Consider the following 16,441-nt stretch of genomic DNA (forward strand, 5'->3'; position numbering starts at 1 on the left):
GCCGGCGCGACAGCAGCTTCCAGGCCGGCTACGCGCCGAGCATGACACCGGGTCACGAACGGCCCAGTCGGATTGCATGCGCGGCGCCCCACACAGGCCCGAATCCTGGGGTGCCGCAGAACCGTCGATGCCGGCCACGGTCGAAAGCAGCATCCCAACGGAGAACTCCGCATGCCTTCCCTCGCCCGCCTCACCGCGCCGCTCTCGGCGCTGATGTTCGCCAGCCTCGCGATCGCCGCCGAACCGGCACCGCCGGCCCCCTCCCCTACCGCCGCGGTGCCGATGTTCGACCACGAACTGCGTCGCCTGCACTCGGATGAAGTCGTCAGGCTCGCGCCACGCTATGCGGGTCATCCGGTGCTCGTGGTCAATACCGCCAGTCATTGCGGCTACACCGGCCAGTTCAAGGGACTGGAGGCCCTGCACCAGCGCTACAAGGACAAGGGGTTGAAGGTCGCCGGCTTTTCGTCCGACGACTTCAAGCAGGAGGCCGACGACGAAGCGAAGGCAGCGGAAGTCTGCTTCCTGAACTACGGCGTCACCTTCGACATGTACGCGCCGATCCACGTGCGCGGTCCGCGAGCCCATCCGCTGTTCCGCGAACTCGCACGGCAGTCGGCCGAGCCGCGGTGGAACTTCCACAAGTACGTGGTGGACCGCGACGGCCGCGTCGTCGCTGCCTTCCCGAGCCGGGTCGAACCCGACGCACCGGAACTGCGCGAGGCCATCGAGAAGGCGCTCTAGCCGCTGCGGAGCGTATGTCGGGCGAAGTTACAGGCCGCGGCCCGCGACCTCCGCGGGACACCTCAAGCGCCTGTTATCATTGACCTGCGGAATCTTGGCGCAACTCTTGCTTCCCATGCCCGATGAATCCGGTCAGACTCCGATCGGCGGGATTTCCCAATCTTCTTAGAGATCGACATGTTGCGTACCCTCCTGCTCTGCGTCGCCCTGGGGTTCAGTCCGCTCGGCCAGGCTGCCTATTCCTCGCTCTACGTGTTCGGCGACAGCCTGCTCGATAACGGAAACTTCTACGCGCTAAGCGAAGGAGCCTACCCTCCCTCGCCGCCCTATGCCGAGCGTTTCACGGACGGCCCGACTGCCGCCGAGTATCTCGCTGACCGCCTCGGCATCGCGCTCGCCCCCTCAGTGGAGGGTGGCACAAACTTCGCGGTTGGCGGCGCCACCACGAGCACCCTCAACCTCGGCTACGAGTTGGAGATCCCACCCGGTCTGCCTCCTGCGCTCGAATTCACGGGAATGCAGTCCCAGGTCGCCGGCTTCCTCGCCAGCCCGCCCGCCTTCGATCCGGCGGCGTCGCTGTTCCTCGTCTGGGGTGGCTCGAACGATCTGAGTCTCGCCTTCGCGCAGGGCCGTGATCCCGTCGATGCGGCGAGCGCGGCCATCACCAACCTGATCGGGATGGTTGGTGCGCTCGTCGGGGCCGGCGCGACCGATCTTCTGGTGCCCGACCTGCCGCACCTTGCCCACACCCCGTTCGCGAGGACGCTGCTGACCGAGGAACAACGGGCCGATCTTTCGATGCTGACGATCGCTGCCAACCAGACGCTCGCATCCGCGCTTGAGCAGATCCGTGACAGCCAGCCCGCAGGCCTCAGGCTGATGGGCTTCGACACCAACGCCTTCTGGGATCACGTCATCGCCAGTCCAGAACACTTCGGCTTCAGCGACGCCACCACCCCATGCCTGAGCGCACTGGAGGCCGGCACCGTCAGCAATTGCGATTCCTACGTGTTCTTCGACGACAGACATCCGACCGCGGCCTTCCACCAGCTCCTGGGCGACCGCTTCTTCGGACGTGTGCCCGAGCCCTCGACGGTTGCACTGCTGGCGATCGCGCTGATCTCGGCACTGGGTGTCCGGCGCGCGATGCAGGCGCGCTAGGCGAGCGACGAGAAAACGGCGCTCACGCCGCGGCGGGCGCCCGAACGCAGTCGCGCATCTCGCCGGGACGCAGCCGATCGACGACAATCCCGGCGACACCCGACCCGAGACCGCACATGCCCGCCTACGAAGCCCATCTGGACGAAATCGCCACCCTGCTCTATGAACGCCACGACCTCAGCGAGAAGGCCGCGATCAGGATCGTCATGCGCGCGCAGGAAGACGGCTTCTTCAGTGCCCACGACGACGACCCCTCCATCTGCACCCAGGCGCGCGCCGAGGCCGACGCGACCGAGATCCACGCCCGCTACAACCGCCCGCCAGAGCCGGCCAGCCCGTCCTCGTCCGGGCCCAGGCGGGATGCGGGCGGCAATCCGGGCCGCAAGCACACGCCGCCGAACGGCGGCGGAAGCACCCGCCGCAAGCCCTGAGCCGCGACCCTCGACCACCCAACGGGGGTCGACTTGGCGTAAGCAGCGCGCGGGCATATGCTATCCGGCGTTCTCCCCTTCGCAGCTCCTGCCCCGTTGCCCACTGCACCGGATCGCTGACCGTGGCGCCGGCTAAACCTGACCCGAGGACATCTTCATGCTCGCCCGTTTCCTGCGTCGCTTTCCCCTCGTTCTCGCCATCACGGCCCTGCTCGGCCTGTCCGGCTGCGGCTACAACGATTTCCAGCGCCTCGACGAACAGACGAAATCCGCCTGGGCCGAAGTCCTGAACCAGTTCCAGCGCCGCGCCGACCTCATTCCCAACCTGGTTTCGACGGTCAAGGGCGAGGCCAACTTCGAACAGGAGACGCTGACCCAGGTCATCGAGGCACGTGCCCGCGCCACTCAGATCCAGGTCACCCCCGAGATGCTCGACGACCCGCAGGCGATGGAGCGCTTCCAGCAGGCCCAGGGCCAGCTCGGCGGCGCGCTCTCGCGCCTGCTCGCGGTCGCCGAGAACTACCCCAACCTGAAGGCCAACCAGGCTTTCCAGGATCTGCGGGTGCAGCTCGAAGGCACCGAGAACCGCATCACCGTGGCGCGCAACAAGTACATCGAGATGGTGCAGCAGTACAACGTGCTGGCACGCAGCTTCCCGACCAACCTCACCGCGATGCTGTTCGGCTACAAGGTGAAGCCCGGCTTCACCGTCGCAGACGAGGCGGCGATCTCGCGTCCGCCCACCGTCGACTTCGGCACCCAGGGCGCGCGTTGAACCGCATCCCGTCCCAGCCGCTCGCGCGGCTGATCGCCTGGCAGGCGCTCCTGGTCGCGCTTCTCTTTGCGCTCCTCGGGATCGGCCTGGCCCAGGCGCAGCCGCTGCAGCCGGTACCCGCACTCAACGCGCGCGTCATCGACCGCAGCGGGACCCTGTCGGCAGCCGAACTGCAGCGCCTCGAGAGCAGGCTCGCCGCCTTCGAGAGCGAACGCGGCAGCCAGATCGTCGTGCTGCTGGTGCCGACCACCGCCCCCGAGGACATCGCCGCCTACGCCTTCCGCGTCGCCGACAGCTGGAAGATCGGCCGCCGCGAGGTCGGAGACGGCCTGCTGATGGTGGTGGCGAAGGAGGACCGCACGATCCGCATCGAGGTCGCGCGCGCGCTCGAGGGCGCGGTCCCCGACCTCGCCGCCTTCCACATCATCGATCGCATCATCAGCCCCGCCTTCCGCCAGGGCGATTTCGCCGGCGGCATCGAGGCCGGGGTGGTCGCGCTGATGAGCCTGATCCGGGGGGAATCCCTGCCCCTTCCCAGCGCCCGCCAGGCGCGGGCGGACGACTTCCAGTTCGCCGACCTCGCCGCCATTCTGTTCGTCGGTGTCCCGATTCTCGGTTCGGTACTGATCGGCATGTTCGGTCGCAAGCTGGGTTCGGTCGCCACCGGCGGGCTGGTCGGCCTGCTCGGCAAGCTGATGACGGGCAGCCTGCTGCTCGGCCTGCTCGCTGCCGCGGTCGCGATCGTCATCGTGCTTGCGCTCGGCGTGGGCGGCGGCGGCCGCGGTGGACCGGGTGGACGGATCGGCCGCAGCGGCCCCGTGATCTTCGGTGGTCGGGGCGGCGGAGGATTCGGTGGCGGCTTTGGTGGCGGATTCGGCTCGGGCGGCGGCGGCAGCTTCGGCGGCGGCGGCGCCTCGGGAAGGTGGTGACATGAACGCCCTCACCCGACTCTGCAGACATCTCTGGCTTGACGCCGACGACGCACGCAAGACGCTCGGCGAGGCCGCGATCACGCACCTCGAACAGCGCATCCGCGACAGCGAGAACCGTCACCTCGGCGAGATCTGCATCTGCGTCGAGGCCAGCCTGCCGCTGGCCGACGTCTGGCGTATCGTGCTCGGCGCCGAAACGGTCGACTCGGCCGTGCATCAGCGCGCTCTCGCCCTGTTCGGCGAACTGCGCGTGTGGGACACGGAGCTCAACAACGGCGTGCTGATCTACGTCCAGCTCGCCGAGCATCGGATCGAGATCGTCGCCGACCGCGGGCTCGCAGCAAAGACGCGCTGTGCGAGCTGGCAGACGACGCTCGACGAAGCAGGCGAGGATTTTCGCGCCCGGCGCTACGAGGCCGGTCTGCAGCGGGCGGTCGACGCCGTGGGCAGCGCCCTGGAAACGTGCTTTCCCGCCTTGTCGGCCGATGGCGACGTCCGCACTGACGGGCGCGACCAGTTGCCCAACCGCCCCACCTTCCGTTGAGCGCGGGCCTGCAGGCCCGTGCCCGGCGCTTCGGGCACACGCGACGCGCAGGAATTCTTGCCCTGCATCACAACCCGCTCTGATTTCGTGAATCTCCTGTGTTATTGTCGCTCCGGACGGCGGGAGCCGGGACACGTTCCCGATCGCGGCATCCTTGCGGGCAGCCCCAAGCGGCGCCCCTCGATTTCGATCAACACGTGCGTGGAGAAAATGACCTATGGCGACCAATAAGCAAGAACAATTCAACGAACTCCAGAAGAAGAATCTTGAAGCGGCGATGCGCCTGGCTCAGCTCTCCATCGAGAACTCCCAGCGCATCATGGAAATTCAGGTGAACACGGCGAAGAACCTGTTCGAGGAAGGGGTCGAGAACGCCAAGGCGATCACCGCCGCCAAGGATCCGAAGCAGGCGCTCGAGCTGCGCACGAACTACGCCCAGACGACCACCGAGAAGATGCTCGCCTGCGCCCGCGAGATCGCCGAAATCACCAGCAAGACCCAGGCCGAGTTCGGCAAGCTGGTCGGCGAGCAGCTGAGCACCGGCGGCACCGACATGTTCGAAGCCATGCAGAAGATGTTCAAGGGCATGCCGATCGCCGACCAGAACGCCCTCGGCGCGATGCAGGCCGCGATGGATACCACCCGCGCCGCCTTCGAGCAAATGACCAAGGCCTCGACCGAAGCCTTCCAGTCCTTCACCAAGGCGGGTACCAAGCAGGGCAAGTGATCGCTGAACGGGGCGCTTCAAGCGCCCTGCGCGACACGAAAACGGCGCCCGAGGGCGCCGTTGTTTCGTCTACCGGTCCTGCACGAGATAAGCGGGGCGGCTCACTCCTCGGCGCCGCCCGTTTCCCAGCGCGACGCCGCGGTGTCGTCGCTGTCGCGCGCCTCCACCCAGCGCCCGCCCGCGGGCGTCTCCTCACGCTTCCAGAACGGCGCGCGCGTCTTCAGGTAGTCCATGATGAACTCGCAGGCCTCGAAGGCGGCGCCGCGGTGGGCGCTCGCCACGCCGACGAACACGATGCGCTCGCCTACCTGCAGCCCACCGACGCGATGGATCACCCGCACGCCGATCAGCGGCCAGCGCGCCTTGGCCTGCTCGACGATCTCGCCCAGCGCGCGCTCGGTCATGCCGGGGTAGTGCTCCAGGCTCATCGCCGACACCCGGCTGCCGTCATTGGCCTCGCGCACCAGGCCGACGAAGCTCGCCAGTCCGCCGACCTCCAACCGACCCGCGCTGAGCGCGGCGATCTCCGCGCCGACGTCGAAATCCGCCTCCTGCACGCTCACCGACATCGTTCAGCCTCCGGTCACGGGCGGAAAGAACGCCACCTCGTCGCCCGCCTCGATCGCCGCTTCGGGCCCCGCCATGCGCTGGTTGACCGCCGCGCGCACGCTGCGCCCGGCGCCGAGCGCCTGCCAGGCCTCGCCGCGGGCGACCAGGTATTCGCGCAGTCCGCCGACGCTCGCCACGCCCTCGGGCAGCCCCAGTTCCTCCTCGGCCTGACCGACCGCCTCTCGCAGGCTGGCGAAATACAGGATCCTGATCTTCATTTTCGTCTCCCTCAGTTCAGCAGCCCGCCATAAGGCAGGAAGCGCACGGTGTCGCCGCGCACCACCGGCGTCGCGGCGGGAATGTCGACCAGCCCGTTCGCCCACACCGTCGAGTTCAGCGCCGCCGAACCCTGGTTGGCAAAGAGCTCCACGCCGCCCTCGGCGTTGAGCCGTGCCCGCAGGAACTCGCGCCGGCGGTCGGGCCGTGTCCAGTCGAAGTCGGCACGCAGCTGCAGCGCCTGTGGTGCGATCTCGGTGGCCCCCTGGGTGGCGAGCAGGAAGGGCCGCACCATCAGCAGGAAGGTCACGAAGCTCGACACCGGATTGCCCGGCAGCCCGATGAAGGCGGCGCCGTGCACCCGACCGTAGGCGAGCGGCTTGCCCGGTTTCATCGCGATCCTCCACAGGTCGAGGCTGCCCTCGGCCTCGACCGCCGGCTTGACGTGGTCCTCCTCGCCGACCGACACCCCGCCGCTGGTGAGGATCAGATCATGGCCCTCGGCCGCCTCGCGCAGGGTCTCGCGGGTCGCATCCAGCCGGTCGGGGACGATACCGAAGTCCGCCACCTCGCAACCGAGGCCGGCGAGCAGCGCGCGCAGCATGTAGCGATTGGAGTTGTAGATACCGCCGGGCGGCAGGGGCTCACCCGGCATCGCCAGCTCGCTGCCGGTGGAAAACATCGCCACCCGGACCCGACGCAGCACCGGGAGTTCCGCCAGCCCGATCGAGGCCGCGAGGGCCACGTCCTGCGCGCGCAGGCGCTGGCCTTCGGGCAGGATGACCGCGCCCGCGGCGATGTCCTCGCCCGCGCGGCGGATCGCATCGCCCGCCTGCGGCACATGATTGACGATCACCGCGTCACCGTCGTGCTCGCACAGCTCCTGCATCACCACCGCGTCCGCCCCCGGCGGCAAGGGCGCCCCGGTGAAGATGCGGGCGGCAGTGCCGGGCGCGAGTTCATGGCCGACGCTACCGGCCGGGATGCGCTGACTCACCGGCAGCCGAGTGCCGGGCGCGGGCACGTCGGCCACCCGCAGCGCATAGCCGTCCATCGCCGAATTGTCCATCGGTGGTTGATCGAAGGGCGAGCGCAGGCTCTGCGCCAGCACCCGGCCCGCGGCCGACATGGTGTCGATCTGCTCGATCTCCCGCACCGGGCGGGCGAAGCCGAGCAGCTTCTCGTAGGCCTCGTCGAAGGAAAGCATGTTGCCGTTCATTGCGCGTCCAGATGGTCGAGGATGAAGGCGGCCACCGCCGCCGGATCGTTGAGCGGGAGCAGCGGCAGCGGGCAATCGATCTCGGCGTCGCTCGCCACTGCCACCACGTGCGGATTCTCGGGCCACAAGGGCGGCTTGCCGTGCGCGGGCCGATGGATCTCGATCTTCGGCACCGCGGCCTCCTTGTAGCCTTCGATCAGCACCAGGTCGCAGGGTTGCAGCAGGCGCAGCTGCTCCTCCAGGCTCGGTTCGGGGGCGCCGCGCAGCTCGTGCATCAACACCCAGCGCTCACCGGACAGCATCAGCACCTGGGTGGCGCCCGCCTCACGGTGGCGCCAGGAGTCCTTGCCCGGACGGTCGAGGTCGAAGCCGTGGTGTGCGTGCTTGATCACCGAAACGCGCAGGCCGCGCGCGGTGAATTGCGGGATCAGTTTCTCGACCAGGGTGGTCTTGCCCGAGCCGGACCAGCCGGCCATGCCGAAGACTTTCATCGCAGGATGTTCGTTTGCCGCCGGAAGCGAATCCCGCATGATACAGGAGCGCCGCCAGCGCGTGCCCCGGCGCCCACCCCGGAAGCAGCGGCGAACGCCGCGTCACTGCCGATCTCGCGGCGCATCCGCTGCGATACGGCTCAGGTCCGCGGCGGCGGCAGTTTCTCGAGGAAGGCGACCGCGCTCGCCTCCTCGCGCGTGCGCCGCATCGGCGGCAGGCTGCGCCACACCACCTTGCCGTACGACTTGTCGATCATGCGCGGATCGCAGATGCACAGCACGCCGCGATCGCCCTCGCTGCGGATCAGGCGGCCGGCGCCCTGCTTCATGTTGATCACCGTGCGCGGCAGCTGGTGGTGGATGAAGGGGCTGAGACCCTGCCTCTGCATGTACTCGACGCGCGCCGCCAGCACCGGATCGTCCGGCGAGGCGAACGGCAGCTTGTCGATCACCACCAGCGACAGCGCATCGCCGGGCACGTCCACCCCTTCCCAGAAACTCTGGCTCGCCACCAGCACCGCATTACCCAGGCGGCGGAAGCGTTCGAGCAGCTCGGTGCGCGACCCCTCTCCCTGCAGCAGCACCGGCAGCGCGTCGCCCGCCTGCTGCAGCCCCTCCACCAGCAGCTCGTGGATGCGGCGCATCGCCCGCAGCGAGGTGCACAGCACGAAGGCGCGGCCACGGGCAGCGCGGATCAGCGGCAGCGCGCGGCGCGCCACCGCCTCGCTGTAATTGGGTGAGTTCGGATCGGGCATGCCCTGCGGTGCATACAGCAGGGCCTGCTCGGCATAGTCGAAGGGACTGCCCCATACCGCCGTCAGCGGTGGCGGCTCCATCCACGCGAGACCGAGCTCGCGGCAGTAATGGCCGAAGTCCTTGCCCACCGCGAGCGTCGCCGAAGTGAAGATCCACGCCCGCGGCTGCGCCTCGAGCTGGCGCTTGAACACGTCCGACACATGCAGGGGCGTGCCGTTGAGCGCGAGTGACTGCGAGAACACCTCCACCCAGCGGATCAGTTCCTTTTCCTTCGGCGTGCGCCAGCGCTGCAGGCGCTCGCCCATCTCCTGCGCACGCCGGAGGCAGTTGGCCAGGCCCTCGGAACGCTCGGCCTGGGTGTCGAGCACCGTCTCGAAGTTCTCGAGCGTCTTCGCCAGCACCTCCACCGCCTCGTCGAAGCCGGAACGCTCGGCCGCCTGTGTCACCGACAGTCGTGCGGTCTCGCTGCCGAACACCAGGCGCAGATCGCGCGCGGCCTTCTCGAGTTCGCGCGAGGCGTCGATCAGGGCGATGCAGTCGCGCGCGCCGGCCAGCGTCTCCGAGCGGGTGTCGCGCGCGAGCTCGAGCACCTGCGCGGTCGACACCGTCTCGCCGAAGAACAGGCTTGCGGTCTCCGGAAGCTGGTGGGCCTCGTCGAAGATCACCGTATTGCACGAGGGCAGCAGCTCGCCCATGCCCTCGTCGCGCAACATGACGTCGGCAAAGAACAGATGGTGATTGACCACCACCAGGTCGGCCTCCATCGCGAGGCGCCGCGCCTGCATGACGAAGCACTCCTTGACGTTCGGGCAGTCCTGGCCGAGGCAGTTGTCGCGCGTCGAGGTCGCCGCGATCCACGCCGCCGAATCCTCGCGCACGTCGGTGCATTCGGCCTTGTCGCCGCTCTGGGTGATCTTCGCGAAGCGGGCGATCGCGCGCAGGTCGGCGGCATCCTGCGCGGTCAGGAAGCGGCCGTCGCGCGCGTTGCGCTCGAGATGGTAGGGACAGACGTAGTTCGCCCTGCCCTTGAGCAGGGCGATCGTCACCGGCACCTTTAGCGCGGCGCGTACCGTCGGCAGGTCGCGGTTGAAGAGCTGGTCCTGCAGCGTCTTGGTGCCGGTCGAGATGATCACCTTGCCGCCCGACAGCAGCGCCGGCACCAGGTAGGCGAAAGTCTTGCCGGTGCCGGTGCCGGCCTCGGCCACCAGCACCCGGTGCCCCTTGATCGCTTCGGCGATCCGCTGCGCCATCTCGATCTGCTGCGGACGGGCGCGAAAACCCTGGATCGCGGCGGCGAGCGGGCCATCGGGGGCGAACATCTGGGCGGGATCGGACATCGGGTCGGGTTGCGGCGAACGGCTGGAAAGCGCGCAATTCTACCCCCCGCGCGGGTGGTCCGCACGACTCACGGATTATCGCTTTGTCATTGTCCGGGATTTTCCCGTAACGCGGTCTTCACATCCCTGCAACATGCCGACCAGACAATCCGCCCCCGTGCCGACACCCCGCGGGCACCGCCCTCGCCCCGCCAGGCGCTCATCACCCATCCGAACCGAACAGGGAGCAAGACCAATGAGCAAGTTCGATCTCGACGGCCTGCCGGACAACCTGTCCGACAACGAGCACTTCCAGGAAGTCGTCCAACGCACCGTGTCGCGCCGCGGCTTCATGAAGAGCGGCCTCGGCCTCGGCGCCGCCGCCTTCCTCGCCGGACCGCTCGCCGCCTGCGGCGGCAGCGGCATCCCCTCCGGCCCGAAGAAGGCGCCCAAGATCGGCTTCACGCCGGTCGCGACCTCCACCGCCGACACCATCGTGGTGCCTCAGGGTTATCGCGCGCAGGTCTTCGCCGCCTGGGGCGAGGCGCTCTTCGCCGACTCCCCGGCGTGGCGTCCTGACGGCAGCAACACCGGCGACGAGCAGGCCCGCCAGATCGGCGACAACCACGACGGCATGCACTTCTTCCCGCTCCATGGCGACTCGAGCAAGGAAGGCCTGCTGGTCATGAACCACGAATACACGAACTACGAATACCTGTTCGGCGCCGAGTTCATGGCGCCATGGACCGCCGACAAGGCGCTCAAGGCGCAGAACGCACATGGTGCCTCGGTGCTGCACGTGCGCCAGCACAAGGGCCAGTGGTCGATCGTCCGCGACTCGAAGTACAACCGCCGCATCACCGGCAACACGCCGATGGACATCGCCGGCCCGGCCGCCGGCCACGCGCTGATGAGCACGAAAGCCGACCCGAGCGGCAAGCGCGTGCTCGGCATGCTGAACAACTGCGCGAACGGCTTCACCCCCTGGGGCACCTACCTCACCTGCGAGGAGAACTTCAACGGTTACTTCGGCACCACCAGCGGGGTCGACGGTCGCGACGATGCGATGAAGCGCTACGGCATCAGCGCGCGCGGCACCGGCTACCGCTGGGAGGAGTTCGACGAGCGCTTCGACTATGCGAAGGAGCCGAACGAATCCAACCGCTTCGGCTGGGTGGTCGAGATCGACCCCTTCGATCCGCAATCGACGCCGGTCAAGCGCACCGCGCTCGGCCGCTTCAAGCACGAGAACGCCGCGCTGTCCTTCACCCGCGACCGCCGCGTGGTGGTCTACATGGGCGACGACCAGGCCAACGACTACATCTACAAGTTCGTCTCCGATGGCCGCTTCAACCCGGGCAAGGACGCCGACAACCGCAGGCTGCTCGACAACGGCCGGCTCTACGTGGCCAGGTTCTCCGACGGCGCCACTGCGGGCGACTTCATGGGTAGCGGCGAATGGATCCTGCTCGACAAGCAGGCCAACCCGCTGCTCGCCGCCGACGGCCGCTTCGCCGACCAGGCCGAGGTGCTGATCAGGGCCCGCCTCGCCGCCGACGCGGTGGGCGCCACCAAGATGGACCGCCCCGAGTGGATCACGGTGCATCCGGGCACCGGCGAGGCGTACTGCGCGCTGACCAACAACAGCGGCCGCCGCCCCGACGCGATCGACGACGCCAACCCGCGCGCCGCCAACCGCTACGGCCAGATCGTGCGCTGGCGCGAAGCCGGCAACGACGCCGCCGCCGAGACCTTCGAGTGGGACCTGTTCGTCATCGCCGGCAACCCGATCGCGCATCCCGATCGCAAGGATCTGCGTTCCGGCTCGGAGGCGATCACCGCCGACAACACCTTCAACAGCCCGGACGGGATCGGCTTCGACCGCGACGGCCGTCTGTGGATCCAGACCGACGGCAACTTCAGCAACACGGGCGACTACCTCGGCCAGGGCAACAACCAGATGCTGTGCGCCAGCCCGGAAACCGGCGAGGTGAAGCGCTTCCTCGTCGGCCCCTCGGGCTGCGAGATCACCGGCCTCACCTTCGCCCCGGACGGCAGGACGATGTTCGTCAACGTGCAGCACCCGGGCGAGGTCGGCAGCCATCCGAACCGTCCCGCCGCACCGGCCGGCATGTCGATGGACGAGTTCATCGCCCAGAACCCGCTCGCGTTCAGCCAGTGGCCCGACGCCGCCGGCGGCCGTCCGCGCTCGGCCACCGTGGTCGTCACCAAGGACGACGGCGGCGTGATCGGCACCTGATCCCGTCGCGGACAGGGTCGCCCGCACGGCGGCCCTGTCCGATCCCGCACATCCCGGAGGCCCGCGCAGCAAGGCGGGCTCCGCATTGTTTTCGAGTGCTCTTGCCAATCGCTGGCCTGTCCACCCTCGCCCAACGCTTTGCCCCCGTGCTGCCGATCGCCGCGTGGGCGTTCGCGCTCGTGCTCGCGGCCTGGGTCGCGAGCGAGCTGTTGCTGCGCGCGCTCACCCCCGCCCCGGTGCACGCCACCCCGCACGCCCTGCCCGCACCCACGATCGCCGCACAGGAGATCGCCGGTAGCGCGCTGTTCGCCGAGGGCGGTCCGGCGACGGAAGCGAACGCCGCCCCGGTGGAGAACACCGCCTACCGCCTGCTCGGCGTCGCCACCGGCTTCGGCGACGGTCCGGGCTTCGCGATCCTGCAGTCGGGCGCAGGGGCGCCGCGCGCGGTCCTCGTCGGCGACCGCCTGAGCCCGGGCGAGACCCTGCACCGCGTGCTCCCCGACCGCGTGGAGATCATGCGCGCCGGCGTCCTCAGCAGCCTCGCGCTCGAGCGCGGCAGCGCCCACGCGCGCAGCGCGGCGGCGGAACCCATCCTGGAAGAAGACTGACCCCCGAGCCGATGTCCATCACCCACCACCTGCGCCCGATCGCAGCCCTCCGCGGCCGTGCCCTGCGCGCCCCGGCCGCCCTTGCCTGCCTGCTGCTGGCCCTGTCCACCCCGCTCCCCGCCGGCGCCCAGGCGGCCCCTGGCGGCCGCGAGGTCTCGCTCAATTTCGCCAACGCCGAGATCGGCTCGGTCATCGACGCCATCGGCCGCATCTCGGGGCGCAACTTCGTGATCGACCCGCGGGTCAAGGGCAACATCAATATCGTCACCCATGCACCGGTACCGCCCGAGCTGAGCTACGACATCCTGCTCTCCGCCCTGCGCCTGCAGGGCTTCGCCGCGGTCGAGGGGCGCGGCGTGACCAAGATCGTGCCCGAAGCCGACGCCAAGCTGCACGGCATGCCGGTGCGCAGCGGCGCAGGCGCGGGGGGCGGTGACCGCCTCATCACCCAGGTCTTCGTGCTCAGGCACGAGTCGGCCGCGCAGATGGTGCCGGTGCTGCGGCCGCTGGTGTCGCCCAACAACACGATCAGCGCCTTCGCCGCCAACAACACGCTGGTGGTCACCGACTACGCCGAAAACATCGCCCGCATCGCGCGCATCATCGGCTCCATCGATGTGCCGCAGGGCGACCTGATGGTGCTCGAGCTGCGCCACGCCGCGGCCGCGGACCTCGCGCCGACCCTCAACCGCCTGCTCGGCGGCGGCGCTGGCGGCCAGCCGGCCGACCCTTCTCAGCAGGTCGCGATCGTCCCCGAGACGCGCAGCAACAGTCTGCTCGTGCGCGCCGCCAGCGCCGCCCAGCTCGGCGCAGTGCGCCAGCTCGTCGCCAGCCTCGACAAGCCCGGCGCCGCCGGCAACCTCCATGTGGTCTACCTGCGCAACGCCGAAGCGGTGCAGGTGGCTGCGACGCTCAACGCCGCGCTGTCGGGCGGCACGGGCGGGGGCGGGCGCGGCAGCTCGCCGATGCCCGCGCCTCGCCTGCAGCGCGCCGCCGCCACCGAGGCCGAGGGCGCGCTGTCGGCGGTCGGGGGCGACAGCGGCGGCCTGGGCATCGACGCCGGCCCCAGCTTCGCCGACCCCGGCGTCGAGCCCGGCAGCGGCATCGTCCAGGCCGACCCCGCCAGCAACGCCTTGATCATCACCGCGCCCGAGGCGGTCTATCGCGGCCTGCGCTACGTCATCGACCAGCTCGACCGCCGCCGCGCCCAGGTGTACGTCGAGGCGCTGATCGCCGAGATCTCCTCCGACAAGGCGGCGGAGATCGGCGTGCAGTGGCAGAGCTCGACCCAGCCCACCCAGGTCGGCGAGCGCGGCGTGTTCGGCGGCACCAACTTCGGCGGCAGCGGGCAGAACATCTTCAGTCCCGGCGCCAGCACCGACAGCGGCGGCGGCACCGGCCTCAACATCATGGTCGGCAAGCTCGCGATGGAGATCGACGGCGTGAAGTTCTTCGACCTCAACCTGCTCGCGCGCTTCCTCGAAAGCGAGACCCGCGCCAACATCCTGTCGACGCCGAACCTGGTCACCCTCGACAACGAGGAGGCGAAGATCGTCGTCGGCCGCAACCTGCCCTTCGTCACCGGCCAGTACGTCAACACCGGCGGTGGCAGCACGCCGGAGAACCCCTTCCAGACCATCGAGCGGCGCGACGTCGGCCTGACCCTGCGGATCAAGCCGCAGATCTCCGAAGGCGGCGCGGTGCGGCTGCAGATCTACCAGGAAGCGTCCTCGGTGGTGAGCGGGGTCAACAACCCGGCCGGGCCGATCACCAACAAGCGCTCGATCGAATCGACCGTGCTGGTCGACGACGGCAGCATCATCGCCCTCGGCGGCCTGATGGAGGACAGCTACAGCGCGGGCGAGGACAAGGTGCCGCTGCTGGGCGACATCCCGTTCGCCGGCCAGCTCTTCCGCTACGACAGCCGCAAGCGCACCAAGACCAACCTCGTGGTGTTCCTGCGTCCGGTGATCCTGCGCGAGGCGGGCAGTTACGACGATCTCACCCGCAGCCGCTACGACTACGTGATCGGCCGCCAGCGCGCCAGCGGCCAGGGCGGCAATCCGCTGATGGTCGAGAACGCGCCACCGCTGCTGCCACCGATCGACGGCCAGTTCCAGCGCGCGCCGATCACCGACGCGGTGGTGATGCCGGTCGCCGCCGCCGGACTGCGATGAGCGCCGGTCTGCCCTACGCTTTCGCCCGCGCCCATGGCGTGCTGGTGCTCGGGCGCGATGCCGACGGCGCCGACGTGCTGCTGCGCGAGGATGCGAGCCCGGCGGCGCTGGCCGAGGCCCGGCGCTGCCTCGGCCTGCCGCTGCGACCCGAGTTCCTGCCACGCGCCGCCTTCGACGCGCGCCTGGCCGAAGCCTATGGTGCGGCCGACGGCGACGCTGCCGCGGTGGTCGCCGCGGTGGTCGCCGATGCCGGCCAGGAGATCGACCTCGAACGGATGATGCAGGAGCTGCCCGCGGTCGAGGACCTGCTCGAGACCCAGGACGACGCCCCGATCATCCGCATGATCAACGCGCTGCTGACGCAGGCGGTGCGCGACGCCGCCTCCGACGTCCACATCGAGCCCTACGAGGCCGGCTCGGTGGTGCGCCTGCGCCGCGACGGCATGCTGCGCGAGATCGCCCGCCCGCACCGCGCGCTGCACGCGGCGATGGCCTCGCGCATCAAGATCATGGCCCAGCTCGACATCGCCGAGAAGCGCCTGCCCCAGGACGGCCGCCTCGGTTTGCGCCTGGCCGGCCGCACGGTGGACGTTCGGGTGTCGACCCTGCCCACCAGCCACGGCGAACGCATCGTGCTGCGCCTGCTCGACAAGGACGCCGCGCGCCTCGGCCTCGACGCGCTCGGCATGGCGACCGACACCCGCGCGCAATTCGCCGGCCTGCTCGCCCAGCCGCACGGCATCGTGCTGGTGACCGGTCCCACCGGCTCGGGCAAGAGCACCACCCTCTACGCCGCCCTGCAGACCCTCGACAGCAGCCGGCTCAACATCGTCACCGTGGAAGACCCGGTGGAGTTCGACCTCCCCGGCGTGGGCCAGATCGCGGTCAATCCGCGCATCGAGCTGAGCTTCGCCCGCGCCCTGCGCGCGGTGCTCCGCCAGGACCCGGACGTCATCATGATCGGCGAGATCCGCGACCTCGAGACCGCCCGGATCGCGGTCCAGGCGAGCCTCACCGGCCACCTCGTGCTCGCCACCCTGCACACCAACGACGCTGCCGCTGCGGTCACCCGCCTGGTGGACATGGGCATCGAGCCCTTCCTGCTCGCCTCCACCCTGCGCGGCGTCCTCGCCCAGCGCCTGGTGCGCCGGCTGTGCCCGGCCTGCCGCCGCAGCCGTGCGTCCGCTGCGCGCGAGCGCGAGCTGCTCGGCGCCGGTTGTCCGCCGCAACTCGGCGAACCGCACGGCTGCGATGCCTGCGGCGGCCTCGGCTACGCGGGCCGATGCGGCATCCATGAACTGATCGCGGTCGACGAGACGATGGCGCGCCTGATCCACGACGGCGCCGACGAGGGAGCGCTGCGCGCTCGCGCGCGCGCGAGCGGCAGCCGCAGCCTGCGCGACGACGGCCTGCGCCTGCTGGCCGACGCCACGACCTCGGTCGAGGAACTGCTGCGCGCGACGCGGGACTGACGC

General features: G+C 69.6%; 16 protein-coding genes. 11 read left to right on the forward strand and 5 right to left on the reverse strand.

Annotation, left to right across the window (positions count from 1 at the left end; all coding sequences use genetic code 11):
• Positions 1–171: 171 nt before the first annotated feature.
• The 7 genes from BB334_RS05735 (at position 172) to BB334_RS05765 (ending at position 5,314) form a co-directional block, all read left to right on the forward strand.
• On the forward strand, positions 172–744 hold the full coding sequence (locus BB334_RS05735; RefSeq protein WP_068805507.1) for a glutathione peroxidase: 573 nt from the start codon (positions 172–174) through the stop codon (positions 742–744).
• A gap of 177 nt (positions 745–921) precedes the next feature.
• Entirely contained in the window at positions 922–1,905 is a 984-nt protein-coding gene (locus tag BB334_RS05740) for an SGNH/GDSL hydrolase family protein (protein ID WP_068805510.1), read from the forward strand.
• Between the two features lie 116 nt (positions 1,906–2,021).
• The gene (locus tag BB334_RS17850) at positions 2,022–2,336 is read left to right on the forward strand and encodes a hypothetical protein (RefSeq protein ID WP_068805513.1); all 315 of its coding nucleotides are present in this window, start codon (positions 2,022–2,024) and stop codon (positions 2,334–2,336) included.
• 157 nt (positions 2,337–2,493) lie between these two features.
• Positions 2,494–3,111: a LemA family protein gene (locus BB334_RS05750; RefSeq protein WP_068805516.1), complete on the forward strand. Its 618-nt coding sequence runs from the start codon at positions 2,494–2,496 to the stop codon at positions 3,109–3,111.
• On the forward strand, positions 3,108–4,040 hold the full coding sequence (locus BB334_RS05755) for a TPM domain-containing protein (RefSeq protein ID WP_083200299.1): 933 nt from the start codon (positions 3,108–3,110) through the stop codon (positions 4,038–4,040). The genes BB334_RS05750 and BB334_RS05755 overlap by 4 nt, the downstream gene beginning before the upstream one ends.
• Position 4,041: 1 nt before the next feature.
• Positions 4,042–4,587 carry a TPM domain-containing protein gene (locus tag BB334_RS05760; protein WP_068805521.1) on the forward strand — a complete coding sequence of 182 codons (546 nt, stop codon included), beginning with the start codon at positions 4,042–4,044 and terminating at the stop codon, positions 4,585–4,587.
• A 217-nt stretch (positions 4,588–4,804) separates the two neighbouring features.
• The gene (locus BB334_RS05765; protein ID WP_068805523.1) at positions 4,805–5,314 is read left to right on the forward strand and encodes a phasin family protein; all 510 of its coding nucleotides are present in this window, start codon (positions 4,805–4,807) and stop codon (positions 5,312–5,314) included.
• Between the two features lie 101 nt (positions 5,315–5,415).
• Here the strand turns inward: BB334_RS05765 and moaE are convergent, their stop codons facing one another.
• The 5 genes from moaE to BB334_RS05790 all read right to left on the reverse strand — a co-directional run bounded on the left by moaE (position 5,416) and on the right by BB334_RS05790 (position 9,942).
• Entirely contained in the window at positions 5,416–5,883 is a 468-nt protein-coding gene (gene moaE, locus BB334_RS05770) for a molybdopterin synthase catalytic subunit MoaE (RefSeq protein ID WP_068805526.1), read from the reverse strand.
• 3 nt (positions 5,884–5,886) lie between these two features.
• Positions 5,887–6,141, reverse strand: a complete 255-nt coding sequence (gene moaD, locus BB334_RS05775; RefSeq protein WP_068805529.1) for a molybdopterin converting factor subunit 1 — start codon at positions 6,139–6,141, stop codon at positions 5,887–5,889.
• 11 nt (positions 6,142–6,152) lie between these two features.
• Positions 6,153–7,358: a molybdopterin molybdotransferase MoeA gene (locus BB334_RS05780; RefSeq protein ID WP_068805532.1), complete on the reverse strand. Its 1,206-nt coding sequence runs from the start codon at positions 7,356–7,358 to the stop codon at positions 6,153–6,155.
• On the reverse strand, positions 7,355–7,849 hold the full coding sequence (mobB, locus tag BB334_RS05785; protein ID WP_068805535.1) for a molybdopterin-guanine dinucleotide biosynthesis protein B: 495 nt from the start codon (positions 7,847–7,849) through the stop codon (positions 7,355–7,357). The genes BB334_RS05780 and mobB overlap by 4 nt, the downstream gene beginning before the upstream one ends.
• Positions 7,850–7,989: 140 nt before the next feature.
• Entirely contained in the window at positions 7,990–9,942 is a 1,953-nt protein-coding gene (locus BB334_RS05790; RefSeq protein ID WP_068805539.1) for an ATP-dependent DNA helicase, read from the reverse strand.
• Between the two features lie 235 nt (positions 9,943–10,177).
• On the opposite strand from BB334_RS05790, the gene BB334_RS05795 reads away from it, so the two are divergent.
• The 4 genes from BB334_RS05795 to gspE all read left to right on the forward strand — a co-directional run bounded on the left by BB334_RS05795 (position 10,178) and on the right by gspE (position 16,438).
• Complete coding sequence (locus BB334_RS05795; protein WP_068805542.1) at positions 10,178–12,181, forward strand: PhoX family protein; 2,004 nt, start codon at positions 10,178–10,180, stop codon at positions 12,179–12,181.
• Between the two features lie 95 nt (positions 12,182–12,276).
• Entirely contained in the window at positions 12,277–12,789 is a 513-nt protein-coding gene (locus BB334_RS05800) for a type II secretion system protein N (protein ID WP_158014361.1), read from the forward strand.
• Positions 12,790–12,800: 11 nt separating this feature from the next.
• On the forward strand, positions 12,801–14,966 hold the full coding sequence (gene gspD / locus BB334_RS05805; protein WP_083200301.1) for a type II secretion system secretin GspD: 2,166 nt from the start codon (positions 12,801–12,803) through the stop codon (positions 14,964–14,966).
• Positions 14,963–16,438, forward strand: a complete 1,476-nt coding sequence (gspE, locus tag BB334_RS05810) for a type II secretion system ATPase GspE (RefSeq protein WP_068805550.1) — start codon at positions 14,963–14,965, stop codon at positions 16,436–16,438. Before gspD ends, gspE begins: the two co-directional genes overlap by 4 nt.
• The last annotated feature ends 3 nt before the right edge of the window (positions 16,439–16,441 follow it).

Source organism: Thauera phenolivorans, assembly GCF_001696715.1.
Classification (GTDB): domain Bacteria; phylum Pseudomonadota; class Gammaproteobacteria; order Burkholderiales; family Rhodocyclaceae; genus Thauera; species Thauera phenolivorans.